General features: G+C 45.1%; 7 protein-coding genes. All 7 read left to right on the top strand.

The window, feature by feature from the left end; translation table 11 throughout:
- Nucleotides 1-97 precede the first annotated feature (97 nt).
- The 7 genes from HMPREF0659_RS11545 to HMPREF0659_RS11515 all read left to right on the top strand — a co-directional run bounded on the left by HMPREF0659_RS11545 (nt 98) and on the right by HMPREF0659_RS11515 (nt 15507).
- Nucleotides 98-1930, top strand: a complete 1833-nt coding sequence (locus HMPREF0659_RS11545; RefSeq protein WP_013265363.1) for a SusD/RagB family nutrient-binding outer membrane lipoprotein — start codon at nt 98-100, stop codon at nt 1928-1930.
- A 99-nt stretch (nt 1931-2029) separates the two neighbouring features.
- Complete coding sequence (locus HMPREF0659_RS11540; RefSeq protein WP_013265496.1) at nt 2030-5059, top strand: GEVED domain-containing protein; 3030 nt, start codon at nt 2030-2032, stop codon at nt 5057-5059.
- Between the two features lie 427 nt (nt 5060-5486).
- Nucleotides 5487-9224 carry an endo-beta-N-acetylglucosaminidase gene (locus tag HMPREF0659_RS11535; protein WP_013265651.1) on the top strand — a complete coding sequence of 1246 codons (3738 nt, stop codon included), beginning with the start codon at nt 5487-5489 and terminating at the stop codon, nt 9222-9224.
- Nucleotides 9225-9424: 200 nt separating this feature from the next.
- A complete protein-coding gene (locus HMPREF0659_RS11530; protein ID WP_013265813.1) occupies nt 9425-13198 on the top strand; it encodes an endo-beta-N-acetylglucosaminidase in 3774 nt (1257 codons plus the stop codon).
- A 269-nt stretch (nt 13199-13467) separates the two neighbouring features.
- A complete protein-coding gene (locus HMPREF0659_RS11525; RefSeq protein ID WP_013265785.1) occupies nt 13468-13983 on the top strand; it encodes a HutD family protein in 516 nt (171 codons plus the stop codon).
- A 618-nt stretch (nt 13984-14601) separates the two neighbouring features.
- The gene (locus tag HMPREF0659_RS11520) at nt 14602-14913 is read left to right on the top strand and encodes a T9SS type A sorting domain-containing protein (RefSeq protein WP_004360559.1); all 312 of its coding nucleotides are present in this window, start codon (nt 14602-14604) and stop codon (nt 14911-14913) included.
- 45 nt (nt 14914-14958) lie between these two features.
- A complete protein-coding gene (locus HMPREF0659_RS11515) occupies nt 14959-15507 on the top strand; it encodes an RNA polymerase sigma factor (RefSeq protein ID WP_013265884.1) in 549 nt (182 codons plus the stop codon).

The following is a 15507-nucleotide window of genomic DNA, read 5'->3' as shown; positions in this document are numbered from 1 at the left end:
TTTGACGTCTTGCTCCCCACGTAACAAAACCGTTACTACACATCTTTAGCTCCGAATAAGCTTAAACAATACAATAATATTCAAAAGATAAACAACAATGAAAAGTAAACATATAATCGTACTCATGGCGATGGCATTGCCAACACTGGGTCTACAGTCATGCCTTGACTATGACAACCCTGGTGATGAGTTCAACTCAACAACCAAGAATGTTGAGAAGGTGACAAGCCGTGGTGACGTGGATAAGATTCCTTTCCGTCAGGCTACAGATGCTGCAGCAGCAGATGAGGCACTCAATGCAATGCAAGACTTGCTCGATGCTGGTGTTGGTGGACAGTTCTCTATGCGTGGTGGTAAGAATGGTGAGAACCCAGGTCCACATGCTTATCAGTATCAGTATTCTCTCGGTGTTGACAACTATGCTGAGTACACGGTTATTCCTCATACTTTCTTCCAGTATTCAAAGATTCGTTTGGCATCGTCATATGCTATCGACCAGAAGTGCTATGGTGGTGCATGGGGCTCATTCACAGAGATGAAAACCTCACTTGTACCTATCTTGAATAATGAGAAGGTAAATGCTGTTCCAGAGTTGAAGGCAGCTTATTTGACCCTCTTCAACCAGCAGGCTGTTGAGGTAGCTGACGTTTATGGTCCAATGCCTTACCGTGAGTTGAAGACTAACTTGCAGGTAGGTCCTTATACTTATAACAAGGTTGAGGATGTCTACAACGATGCTGTTGCCAACCTCGACACTGCCATTGCTTGTTTCCACTACTTCGATCAGAAGCCAGCTGCCTACAAGCAGAAGATTAAGAGTGCGTTTGTTGATCGTTTCGTAGTCATGACCGATGGTGGTGCTGCTGACGGAACGTTGAAGGCATGGGCACGTTATGCCAACTCATTGAAGTTGCGTATCGCTATGCACATGGTAAAGAGCGACCCTGTTCGTGCACAGAAATTGGCTGAAGAGGCTGTTGCTGATGGCGTTATTGAGAACGAGGCACAGAGCGTTTCAATCCGTCCAGGTGTGATGGGCTTTAGTCATCCATTGCCAGGCGTTGAGAGTTGGGGCGATGCTCGTATGAGTGCAACAATGGAAATCACATTGAAGACCTTCAATCACCCTTGGTTGAAATATCTCTTTAAGAAGAACGACAACGTTATTAAGAACAATAAGACAGGCGAGACAACACCTGCTGACAGCCGTATCTGTGGTATCCGTACCGGTACACATCCAGGTGAAGGTCAGGGATATGATGAGAACCAGTACATCGCATTCAGTAAGCTGAACGAGCAGTACTTTAACTCTGCACCACTTTATTTGATGAAGTATGCTGAGGTTTGCTTCCTCCGTGCAGAGGGTGCACTCCGTGGTTGGAACATGGGCGGTTCGGCTCAGCACTTCTATGAGGAGGGTATTCGTCATGGAAACTGTGAGGATCCTGAGATGAAGTCTATGGACGGTGAGAGTCCTAATGGACAGCAGAATGTAAACTGGTATGACTCTTGGATTGACACCTACATGGCACAGGAGAACCCAGTAGCTTATGTTTATAAGGATCCAACAGGTGACACACCAGACGCTGCTTCACCAATTCATGTTGGTGTAAAGTGGAACGACAGCGACTCACAAGAGACAAAACTCGAGAAGATTATCACTCAGAAGTACCTCGCTACTTATCCTAATGGCTTCGAGGCATGGGTTGACCTCCGTCGTACAGGCTTCCCACGTATGTTGCCAGTATTGAACATCGATGAGGCTGATGGTAGTTTAGTTCCTGGTGATATCATGCGTCGTCTGCCATTCCCTGGCACAAGCGACATCGCAACAAAGCAGGATGTTGACAACACTGGTATCCCAGCATTGGGCGGTCCAGACAAGATGGCAACTCGTCTCTTCTGGGATAAGACCACTTCAAACTTCTAAATGAAACTCTGAATTGAAACAATAGCCCAGTAGGGTGGTATAGACGTCACTCTACTGGGATATAAATCTATCAAGTACTAATTACAAAACCTAAATCATATGAATAAAAAATCTACTCTTAGTGCATGGATCATCGCAGCTATGATGGCTATGGCTCCTGCTGGTGTGACAGCACAAACATATTCTTCAACAGCTTCAACACAGGTGTTCGACCTGTCAAAGTTGGGCGATCAGACCCTTCTTGAGCATTTTGCAGAACTTCTTGATAACGGCAAGAAATATCCTACTGATGCCGACCTTACTGCATGGGGCATCAAAGACGAGGTAGAGTTTATCCGCTCACACGTCAGAAAGCGTGCTATTGAGTCACGTGCTGACCGTCTTCTCCAAGATACTTACGAGAATCGTAACCTCTTTATGAATATCCCTGGTGGTGCTGGAAAGAACCTCGGTGGCTATCCTTCAAAGACATTTGCTAACGATAACTTCTCAATGTGGAACTATACCAACCTGTTTGGTGCCTGGAACTACGGACTTTTCCAAGCACCAGGTTCATGGGCTGATGCTGCTCACCGCAATGGTACAAGCATCTTCGCTGGTATTAAGTTCTTCGATCATACAACGGGTGGAGCTGCTAACAGTTGGGCAAGCTTCATCATGAAACGCAATACAGATGGTAGTTTCCGTTATACACACCCTATCATCAACTGCATGCGTTTCCTCGGTTTCGATGGTATCAACTATAACTGGGAAAGCACCAACAAGTATCAAGATGCAGATAACATAGCCTTCCATAAGGAACTCTATAAGATTGCGAAGTCTGAAGGTTTCAACGACTTCAAGATTATGTATTACACAACGAGCTCAAGACTTACCTCTTATAACTCGAGCTATATGTGGGGTCAAGACAAGGATAATCGTATCTGTGAAGTAATGTTGAATTACGACAACAGCGACTTTAGTTGGAGTATGGGAGAGTCTGTAAGAGAGGCAGAACGCACAATGGGCTCAGCCGATGGTTTATACGCTGGTGTATGGATTGTTAGCATGGACAGACGATGGAATAGTCTTAACAACCAAGATGCAAAGCGTTGTGGTATTTGTCTGTGGGGTGAGCATGCAGAGAGTCGTTTCTGGAGTTATAACACTGGTGGTGACGCTATGTCTCGTATGTCTAACTATCAGGAGTATCTTGAGCGTGCTTTCTCTGGTGGCAACCGTAATCCTTTGTATCGTCCAGAGGTTAGCAATAGGGGTAATAATGTTGAGGCACAGGGCACCACACCTCCTTTGGCACGTTTTGCTGGTCTTGCTTCTTGGATTCCAGAGCGCACAGCTATCTCAGGCAACCTTCCTTTCGCTACCCACTTCAACACAGGTAATGGTGAACGCTATAACTATAAGGGTAAGAAGACTGCAGGCTCATGGTATAACATGAGTAGCCAAGATGTCGTACCTACCTATCGTTGGATGGTTGTTAAGCCAGAGACTGAAGTAGCCAGCACAGACGTACAGCCTTCATTCACCAATGAGGATGCTTACACAGGTGGTGCAGCACTTCGCTTGAAGGGTGTCAACAATGCGACTGCTACAGACGTTGTTCTCTTCAAGACTAACCTCACTCCTTCTAAGGGTAAGGTAGTTGCTAAGGTGGCTATCAAGACTGGTAAAGAGGGCAATAACGACTCTAAACTTTCTCTCATCGTACGTGTGAATGGTGCTTGGAAGGCTTATGCTTTGGGTAACACCGAGAACGCAAACTGGACAGAGAAGAAGGTTGAGTTGAATGATATTACTGCTGGTCAGAAGATTGAGCGTATCGGTTTGCGTGTGAAGGATTCAGATGCTGACTATAATGTACTTGTTGGTAAACTCGAACTCAACGACGACGTGACAGCAACACCAGCTAACGTGAAGGATTTGACCGTTCAGGTGAAGGAGGAAACAAAGAATTCTCTTTCTGTTAAGGCGGTATGGGGAATTGATAAGGACCCTGGACAGAATCCAACCGTTTATAACGATGAGGCAAATATCGACCACTTCGAGATTCTCTATAAGAACGGTGAGAATGGTAAGGTGTCTGAGGTAGGACGTACATCACAGTGGGCTACACTCGTTCCTAACATTCAGTTCACAAGTGTTGACGACAAACCTTTCATCGGTGTTCGCTCAGTAAGTACTGACCTTAAGACCTACTCAAAGACAAAGTGGATTGCTGTGCCACGTGCTCAGCAGTCTGAACTCCCAGAGGCACAGGAAGAGGGCTACGGAACAGTTGAACTCGACAATGCTGCTGCTGGTGCAGAAACAGCTCGAAAGATTCGTTATGTTCAGAAGTTCCAGACAGAGGGTGGTTCTAAGAATATCGACTATACTGCTAACGGTCCTGCAGGAAACGAGACCAACTATGTTGATGCTACGAGTCAAGAGCTCGAAGTAGCACAGGGTGCGACAGTGAAAGTGAAGATTAAGGGCTATGAGGCAACTCAGATGAAGGACCAGAGCAATGACGACCTCCGCTATTGTATGGGTAAGGCTTGGATGGATTTCAATGGCGACAAGCAGTTCAACCCAGAGAATCTCTCTGAGAATCCTAACGAGGGTGAGTGCGTAGTATTCTTTGGTCAGGTGCGCAAGGGCGTTCCTGCACAGGTACAGCAGTTGAATGAGTACACCTTCAAGGTTCCTGAAGATGCTAAGCCTGGTCAGAGCCGTCTCCGCCTTGTCTTCTGTGACGCATGGTTCCAGGGCGGTTTGACACCAACTGGTAAGTTCAATAAGGGCTTTGCTATCGACTTTAAGGTGACTATCACTGGTTCTAACGCTGCTCGTGGTGCGAAGGCTGACACCCATGATAAGGGTGTTGCTGACGAACCAGAGTTGCTCGAGGGTGGTTCTACTAACATCATATCTGCTAACGTAGGTGGTGCTTCACAGCTCACAGTTGTTGGCGGTAAGGTGGTATTCGAGAATGTTGAACGTGCATGGGTATTCTCTACTGACGGTCAGACCGTAAAGAGCTTGGTTAATCCAAAGTCTTTCAATACAAATGAGTTGCCAGCAGGTGTTTACCTCGTTAAGATGCAGAACAACAATGTTATCCGTACACAAAAGATTACGATTAAGTAATAGGTGATATAAAATGAGGTTATCTGACTTGATTCTATCGAGTCGGGTAGTCTTGTTTTGTTTGGTAGGTAAGCTTTCTGATAATAAGTATGTCCGATAAAACGTGGCTTTTGTTAGGGTAGGGCAACCCTCGTCTTATGAACAGTGGAATGTTCCTTCAGCATCTTTTTTAATGGTGCGGAGCATCCGCACAAGTGGTGTTAAGCCTTCGCACACGATGTGCTAAGCATGAATACGACGATTGGAAATGAGAGACGTGAGGCACAGTTGACACCTATAAAGCTATCAAATGACAGGTAAAGTCTACTAAGCGATACCAACGAAGGATACTATTCTCGGGCAACGTCTGTTCTCCTAACGAGTGGAGGCAGATTTAAACAGTAATAAGATTTATAATTATTCAATAACATTAAAACCCAAATCAATTATGAGAAGAATTAATTTACTTCTTTTTGGTTGCTGCCTAATTCCATCAACCTTGATGGCACAGGAACTTAAGAGCAACTACATTCAGTGGGGCTTTGAGTCTCAGCAGTTCCCAGGCAAACTGCAGAGCTGGTCAAAGTCGAACCCTAAAATCAATGATGATGATAACTTCTTCATCTCTCGTGTAAAACCAAAGGCTCGCTTCCGTTACGAAGGAACACAGGTTCGTACGGACCTTACAGAGACAAACGACAAGAAGCTCCTTGCTTGGTTGCCATGGAACGTGCCAAGTAAGAACGCTCTCCCTGATGGCGTCTTCGACTCTGAGGTGTTCTCAATGTGGCCATATGTTACACACTGGGGTGACTGGAACTGTGGCTTAGGTCGTATTCCTGCAGCATTGTTGGACGCAGCACATAAGAATGGTGTGCCTGTATCTTCTGTTGCTGGTATTCCATATGGTGGATTGTCTGGTGCGTGGAGTAGTGCTTTAGAACAACTTGCTACAACAGATGTGCAGAAGGCAGCTGCTTACATGAATTACTTTGGTTATGATGGTCTTGGCTACAACTCTGAGTATTCAGAGTATTTTGGTGGTGGTCGTATAACAAGAAAACTAAGAGATTTTCATGTGGATCTTAACAAAGCAATCAGACCAACCAACCCAATCTATGAGAATATATGGTATGATGGTACCAATGATAAGGGACGTATCTCTTTTGACCATGGTTTGAATGAATATAACAAGAGCATATTTGGTGCAAAAGGCAGCGAGGCTGCCAACCTCTTCTTCAACTATAACTGGAACTCATCAACATTGTTGCAGAATACAGTTGAGATGGCTGAAGAGATTGAGCGTAACCCATTAGACATCTATGCTGGTATCAACATGCAGGGTGGTGAGCCACGTACAGGTTCACGTTGGACTTTGTTGAAGAATTATCCAATCTCTATCGGTCTTTGGGGTGCACACTCACAGAACATGTTCTTTGAGAGTCGTGGTGAGAAGGGTAGTGACCCAGAGACACAGCAGCGCACTTATATGTTGCGTACTGAGCGTTGGTTCTCAAGCGGTTCACGTAACCCAGTTAACTCTCTCCAAATCAATAACAGCTTGAACTACAATGCTGATAACACAGACTTCGCTGGTATGTCAGCGATGATGACCGCACGTAGTTCTATGTCTTGGGACTTGACACAGGAGCCATTGATTACTTACTTCAACCTCGGTAACGGTAAGTTCTTCAACTATGGTGGTGTACGTAAGAACGATCGTCCATGGGCTAACGTAGGTGTACAGGATTACTTGCCAACATGGCGTTGGTGGTTTGCAAGCAAGTTGCTCGGTCGTACCGCAGTTGATGTTCCTGCAACTGGTCTTGATGCAGAGTTCGTATGGGACGATGCTTACATGGGTGGTTCTACTGTTCGTGTACATGGTTCTACTCCTAAGGAGTATCTCCACCTCTTCAAGACAAAGTATGCTTTGAAGACAGGCGACGTTATCACCTTCCGTTATAAGGTTAAGGGTGGTAAGGCTGATGCTTCTTTGGTATTCGCTACAGAAGATAATGTAAACGCAGAGAAGGCTTATCCAGTATTGACAACTGCTGATGAGGCTGATGAGGATAAGTGGGTTGAGAAGACTATCACTGTTGATGGAACTTTGAACGGTAAGACACTTGCACTCGTTGCGCTCAAGATGGAGAATGCTGCCGACTTGAATCTCTACCTCGGTGAGTTCTCAATCGTTCGTGGTAGCTTTGATGCTCCAGCACAGCCAATCGATGTAAAGACAACCTTGTTGCACGCTGCAAAGAATGGCGTTGACGCTAAGATTATCTTCAACATGCCTAACACTAAGGGTCAGGGCGAGCCTTGCTACAACACAGACGTGAAGACTTCTCTCTTCAAGCTCTGGGCTAAGCAGGAGGGTAAGGACCCAATCCTCATGGGTGTAACCACCTCATGGGCAGGTATGTTCTATTCTGTTCCTGTAGACCTAAAGGGTCAGGGCAAGGTGAAGTTTGGTGTATCTGCAGTATCTCTCGATATGAAGAAGGAGAGTGCTATCGCTTGGGGCGAGGATCACGAAATCTTCAATAGCTACGAATATAGCGACGAAATCAAGGCAGACAAGTCTGTTATCAAGCCAAACGAGGCTTTCACTATCGCTTATGTTGACCCACGTCACGAGGCAGGTAACTGGAAGATTGAGCAGAATGGTGCAACTGTTGCAAGCAGCAACAATGCTAATGAAATCAAGGTTGAGAATGGTTTGAGCCAGACAGGTTTCTACGATCTCGTTCTTACAGGTGCAGTTAATGAAAATGGTGCACGCGTTAATAAGGAAGTAAGATATGCTAACTACATTCAGATTACTTCTGATGCAGTAGGTGCTGTTCCTCATATCAACAAGCTCACAGCTAACAACAGCGAGACTTCTATCGAGGTTGTTGCTAACAGCGAAGTAACAATGAAGTACGAAGGCAAGAAGGCTGACGGTTCTGGTTCAAGAGGTATCAAGACACTCGAGAAGCCAGTAGGCGTTAAAGTTTCTGAGCTTGGCTTGACAAGCAACAACCAGGCATGGACACTCGCATTCTGGGTTAAGTTCAATGGCTTTACAGGTAATACTCAGATTATCGACATGCGTGACCCAGGTACAGGCTGGCCACAGAACAACTGGGGTACAATGTGGACTACATACGATCCTAACACTGGTGTTTATGAAGTGACACTCCGTGAGAAGAATGCTGGTGGTGCTAAGGAGTACAAGCAGCGTTGGGAGGTTGACTTCGTTCCAGGTGCTTGGACACACTTTGTATTAGCTATGGAGGGTAATGGTACTACAACCAAACCGATGGTTTATATCAATGGTAAGGCTGCTAAGGCTCATAACTGGGAGTACGATGGTCATAAGGGCGATGGTATTAATCCAGATGGCTTTGCTAACAATGCTTGGTGGGATAATAATGTCCTCGGTATCAGTCTTGGTCGTGCCGGAGCAGCTGCTATTAATGGTACTGTTGACGATGTTAAGTTCTTCAACAAGGCGCTCACAGCAGCAGAGGCTGCTCACACAATGATGTCTACCGATGCTAATGAGGCTGGTTTGAAGGCTTACTGGGACTTCGAGGCTGACGCTGATGCAAGTCACTACTTCACAAGCAAGGTGGGCAATGCTAAGTTGGCTCACGGTGAATTGAAGGCTGGTGAAGGCGAAGGTGTTACAACACTTGTACCAGATGCTCCAACTTACGATGCTGGTAGTGCATTCGTTTCTGGTACTTTCCAGGTGAAGACTACTGCAGAGTGGACAGCTAAGAAGGCTACTATCGTTTCACAGGATGGTACTGATATGGCTGGTACAGCGAAGTTGAAGTATGCTAAGGCAGGTGACTATGAAGTTACATTGACATTGAAGAACGCACATGGTTCTGACACTCGTACCTTCCAGGTAATCAAGGTGAAGGCTGATCCAACAGGTATCAACGGCACTGAGACTGCTGACATGAAGGTTTACGCTATCGATCGTGATGTCCTCTTCGACGTTGAGACACCGGGTAACTACCTCGTTCAGGTATTCTCTACCAATGGTCAGATGGTAGCAAGCAAGGCTGTTTCTGTCAATGGTGCAGAGTCTGTACGTCTCCATCTTGGTGCTCAGGGCGTTTACGTTGTGAATGTCAAGAAGGACGGTAAGACCCTCCGTACAGTTAAGTTTATCTGTAAGTAAATAATTCTTTAAGTGCTGGAAGGAGCTAATCTCCTTCTGGCACTTTTTGTTTTATCCTTTTATCTATTAAGAACATTTAATCTTTAAACCCGAAAGCATAGTTAAATAGCATAATTGCTAAACAGAGACAAACCTTATATAGTTATATGCTTATAGCTGTATAAACCTAAAATTATTTATAAACTAAACATTTATTATTCATGAAAAGGATTACTTTATTTGCATCCTTGGCATTGGCAAGCTGCCTCACTGTGAGTGCACAGCGTACGCCAACACATCCATTGGACATCCAGGATGCTAAGTTTGAGAACCTGCCTAACTACCTTGAAGCGTGGTTGAAAGGCGAGATGAAGCAGCCACAGGGCGTCAGCGAGATTGACGACCAGTTCTTTATCTCACGTGTTCGTCCACTCGAGCGTATCAAGGATGGTGATTATCAGGTGCGCCAAGGCGTGAAGCGCGATCGTAAGATGTGTCTGTGGACACCGCTTGACGACCCTACCGCTCAGTGGAAAGCCCTTCCTCGTTATTGCTTTGAGGGCGATAACTTCAGTCTGTGGTCATATATTGACATCCACGGAAACTGGACTTCACCTTGGATTCGTTCTACTGCGGGTCTGACTGACGTTGCTCATAAGAACGGTGTTAGCGTAGGCTGTGTGATGTCTATCGGCTATGGTGCATATATTTATCTTAATCAATGGAGACCAGATACCTATAGTAAGACCCTTTATAAACTAACAAAGAAGGAGGGTGGAAAGTTCGTTTATGCTGCTCCATTGGTTCGCATGATGAAGTATTATGGTGTGAATGGTATCGGCTTTAACTCTGAGTTCCGTACTTCTTCTGATGTAATGGCAACGCTGACAGACTTCTTCGTAGCTTGCCATAAGGAAGCAGAGAAAATCAACTGGAAGTTTGAAGTACATTGGTATGATGGTACTGGTGATGACGGTAGTATTCACTTTGATGGTGGTTTGGGTAGTCATAACCAAAATATCTTTGGTGATAAGGACCACATTGCGACCGATATGCTCTTTGCTAACTACAACTGGGGACCAAGTCATCTGAGAGGTTCTGTAAGTACAGCACAGCGTTTAGGCCGTAGCAGCTTCGACTATTATGCAGGCTTTGATATTCAAGGTCGTGGCTTGAGACAGCCAAGTTGGAGCGCACTGTTGAATAACGATATCTCTATCGGCTTCTGGGGTGCTCACTCACAGAGTCTTATCCACCAGAGTGCAACAGACAATGGAACATCTGATATTGCTATCCAGAAGACTTATCTGAAGAAGCAGGAGCTTATGTTTAGTGGTGGATATAACAATCCAGGTCTGTTACCAGCCATCAATACGGATTGTAATTTGGCAAATGCAAGCTTAAAGAACTTCCACGGTCTTGCTACCTTCCTTTCTGCGAAGTCTACTATCCAGCAGGTTCCATTCGTATCACGCTTTAACCTTGGTAATGGTTTGAGCTTCCGCAAGGATGGTAAGGTTACCTTCAACCACAAGTGGTATAACCTCAATACGCAGGATTACATGCCAACATGGCGTTGGTGGATAACTGATGGTGCTGATCAGGTAAACACAGGGAATATCAATAGTCTTGCAAAGGCAGAACTTACCTTCGATGATGCTTACTGGGGTGGTTCATGTTTGTCTATCTCTGGTCAGACAGACTTCTCACGTGTGAAACTCTTTAAGACAATGCTTGAGGTACAGCCAGACTATGAGTTCTCTGTTACCTATAAGACTATCGCAGGCAAGGACACACATGCTAAGTTCTTTGTTGCTTTGAAAGACCATGTTACCGAGTATAAAGAGGTAGCATTGCCAGCCGTTGAGGCTGAAGGCAAGTGGAATACCTTTACAGTAAAGGCTTCTGAACTCGGTTTGGCTGCTGGTGATAAGGTAGCTATGATGGGTCTTGTTGTTGAGAACACTCCTGCTAACTATGAGTTGCGTGTTGGTGAGATGGCACTCCGCGACAATGCAAAGGACTTCGCTACAGCCACTCCAACAATCAAGAAGGTTGAGATTCTCCGTGGTCGTTACAACGCTTGTGACTTCAAGATGCAGTATGCTTCTAAGGAAGAATCAGGTTGGGAGAAGACTTATAACGACGAGGTAGGTACATGGTATTATGAAATCTACTTCCAACAGAAGGATCAGCCACAGCAGTTGCTTACCGCTACTACTTCATGGGCTGCCTATGTTGTTGATGCGCCAATGGTATCAGGTGCTGACAAGCGCGACTGCCGTTTCGGTGTACGTGCCGTTTCTCCTGATGGTAAGAAGGGTTCTGAGATTGTTTGGTCAGACTATCAGACTGTGGCTTACGACCAGCCATTGAGCGATGTCGTTGCTGACCGTCCTGTGATTAAGCCAAACGAGGAATTCACACTCAAATATCTTGATGAAATGGTTCCTGCTGCACAAGCATGGAAACTTCAAGACGCTGTTACAGGACAGGTTGTTGCACAGGGCGAAAGCGGTACAAGTGCTAAGTTTACTGTTGCAAAAGAAGGTACATACGACCTTGTTGTTGTCGATAATAACGGCAAGGAAAGTGTCGTACGTGGTAAGGTGAAGATTACTCCAGAAGCAACGGGTGCTGTTCCACAGATTACTGATATCACTGCTGACAAGACAACAGAGAAGGTAGGTCAGAACGTAACCTATACTTACGAGGGTCGTCTCGGAGAGGGTAAGGCGTCACGTGGTCTTGAGATTACCGACCCTAAGATGTTCCGCATCCCTGGTGATGTGCAGCAGGGTAAGTCTTATTCATACGCACTCTGGTTCAAGGCTGACAAGTTCAACCATGACAAGCAGGGTACAAACCTTATCAATAAGAACTCTATCTACGACAGCTGGCCTCATAACAACTGGGGTGACCTTTGGGTAACTATTCGTCCAGAGTGGCAGGGCTCACGTGCTTTACATGCTGCTAATGAGATTTCATTCAATACAATGGGTTGGACAGCTCACGACAATCCTTACGAGGACGTGATGACAACTGGCTACAGCGTAACTCCTGGTGTATGGAACCATATCGTGGTAACACACACCGATGGTAATATCCAGAAGATTTACTTCAATGGTCGTCAGGTAGCAAGCCACAGTTTCGCTGCTTCTTCACGTCGTGAGGATTATGGCGACCGTCGTATCAATGCGAGCAAGGTAGCCGACATCTTCATCGGTGGTGGTGGTGTTTACAAGAGCGGCTTCAATGGTATCATTGATGAGGTTCAGGTATGGAGCAAGCCACTCTCTGACGACGAAGTACTGCGCGCTATGAAGGGTTATAAGGAAGGAGAGGTTCCTGCTGATTTGAAGGCTTACTTCACTTTCGAAGATGTTGACGGTATGAAGTTTAAGAACATCGGTTCTGCAGGTAGAACCTATGATGGTTCTGTTGTTGTTGTATCTGGTAGCGGTGGCGAGAACACATCAAGTGCCGCCTACGTTGACCAGCAGCCTAACAACAATGTATTGGGCTTCCCAGGTGTTGTAGGTACATACGAGATTAAGACTGTTCCTACTTGGGCTTTAGGCGATGGTCAGATTTCTTCATCTGCTGATAAGACAGCTGTCGTTACCTATGCTGCTCCTGGTAAGAAGAATGTAACCCTGAAGCTGAAGAACGGTTGGGGCGAGGCTGAGAAGACCGTAGAGGAAATCGTTGAGATTACCTCTGAGGCTAACGCAATCGATGCAGTCGATGCTCAACTTGGCTTCTCTGTTTATCCTAACCCATTCGTTGAGAGCGTAAACATGCGCTTTGCTGAAAATGGTCGCTACACAATCAACGTACTCGGTACTACTGGCGCACTCCTCCAGAGCAATAGCTTTGAGGCTGCACAGGGTCAGGTCGTTAACGTAGCTATCACTGGCACAAAGGGTATGTACCTCGTTCAGGTGCTTAAGAATGGTAAGGTTTACAAGACTGTGAAGGTGATTAAGAGGTAAAACAGCCTCACCCCCGTCCCCTCTCCGAAAGGAGAGGGGCGTAATTACCAAGATACCCCTATTGGTTAGGGAAAGGCTTTCCTCACTCCTAAAAAATATAGTAGGGGTAAATTCTTGACATATCCAAGTAAATATAAGTAATTTCCTCACTCCTAAACAAATTTGTTGAGGGCAAGTATTTTATAATTCCCAAGCAAATTGTATCCAGCACTCCCCCTCTCCTTTCGGAGAGGGGGTTGGGGGGTGAGGTTTTTTTTCTTTTTATTATTATGACCACACTCCCACAATCATCCTACAAGACTACCACATGGAAAGGTGGTGTCACACGTCAGATATTTATCTCACCTGCTGATGGCGACTTGTCAGCACGGCAATTCGATGTGCGTATCTCGTCGGCTATTATCGATGATGTACAGAGCGTTTTTTCTGATTTTTCGGGCTTCACACGTTATATCCTACCTTTGGAAGGAGAGATAACGCTGATCAAAGAAGGGCGACGTATCGTTTTGTCCCACAATGATTTGTATGAGTTTGAAGGTGACGAGAAAGTAAGTTCGGAGAATACGCAGGGGGCTGTAGACTTTAATATCATCGTTCGACACGGCATAAGTGTCGAGGTGGGGATAGTGGAAGATGCAGCGTTCACGGATAGTCGTCGGACGATTGTCTTTGCCCTCGAAGATTGTTGCATCGAAGGAAAGACTGTTCGCAAACACGATACGGCACTCCTTGATGAGCCTTTCAGCCTAAAAGGGAAAGCCGTCATTGCACGATTTATGGAATAACGGATGGTCAGAACGCTCGTTTCTGATCATCCGTTTTGTAAATATAAACTCACACTTCAAAAATTAAAGACGCCTAATAGCGATTGAATTAACGCCCTTTTAGCTTGCAAAAGGTGCCCTTTAAGCCCCTTACTAACGCCCTTTTGGAGTCCAATTAAGCACCTTTTGGAAACCACTTTTGCAACTGTCTGATAACAAAAAACTTACGAAGGTACTGAAACCATGATATTTTAACCCTATTTCCCACGCTCTACTAAACCAAAAAGTAAAAGAAATTCAAACACGGACTACGAATTACGCGAATGACACGAATTGTTTTGCAATAAAAATTCGTACAATTAGAGAAATTCGTAGTTCTTTGTTAGTAGTTTACGAGTTGACAGGTTTACGAGTAAACAAGTTGCTTGCAGCAATAAATATAGCAGACAGTAGTAATCATAATTCTGAATTCTGAATTGTGAATTTTGAATTATAGTAGTAATCATAATTATGAATTGTGAATTGTGAATTCTGAATTATAGTATTAATTTATATTAAATCTTAATAGACTAATGCAATAAAATAAGTAGATGTATTCCTAAATTTGTTATCTTTGTAGCTAACATAAAAGCATAGTCTATGATAAAAAATATATTTACTCCTTTTCTTTTCACATTACTGCTCTCTGTAGGCTTCACCGCACCGGTGCAAGCGCGTGCAGCGATTGATTTGATTGACTTAGACGTTCAGACTATTTCAATCTCGGTTGTTGGTAACGTGTTGCATGTGGTTGGTGCTGAGAACGAACAGTTGGCAATCTATAATGTGACGGGTGTACGCGTGATGAGCGTGAAGGTTGACGGTGACGATAAGCACTATACGCTCAACCTCCCGAAGGGATGCTACATCGTCAAGGTGGGTAATGTAGTTCGCAAGGTATCAATTCGTTAAGGGGCTGTTAAGCACTTGACAATCAAAACCTTTTCTTGAAGAGTAGTGACTCCCCTCGATGAAGCTGAAGTGATTCGCCTGTTGGCGAGTTTCGAAGGAAGACAGAAGGTTTTCCCCGTGATTGTTGACCAGTACAGCCAATCGTTGTACTGGAAGATTCGTAGTATAGTCCTTACGCATGAGGATGCTGATGACGTGTTGCAAAACACGTTTCTCAAAGCATGGAAGAGTCTTCCGACCTTTCAAGGAAAAGCTAAATTGTCCACTTGGCTCTATCGCATAGCTATTAACGAGTCACTCGATTTTCTTCGTCGTCAAAAGGCGGCTACGCTCTCCAGTGCTGATGCCGACCTCTCAGTAGCCAATCGCTTATTAGCAGATGACTACTTCGATGGCGATAAGAGTCAGGCATTGTTGCAGGAAGCCATTGCAACCTTGCCCGATGTGCAGCGCACGGTGTTCACACTTCGTTATTATGACGAAATGAAATACTCCGATATTAGCGAGATATTAGGGACCAGCGAGGGTTCGCTGAAAGCCTCTTATCACATTGCTGTACAGAAGATTACTGACTACGTGAAGCGGTATGAATAA

The organism is Prevotella melaninogenica ATCC 25845, from assembly GCF_000144405.1.
GTDB classification, from domain to species: Bacteria; Bacteroidota; Bacteroidia; order Bacteroidales; family Bacteroidaceae; genus Prevotella; species Prevotella melaninogenica.
Note: the sequence above shows the minus strand (reverse complement) of the source record. Positions and strands in the feature narration are given on the sequence as shown.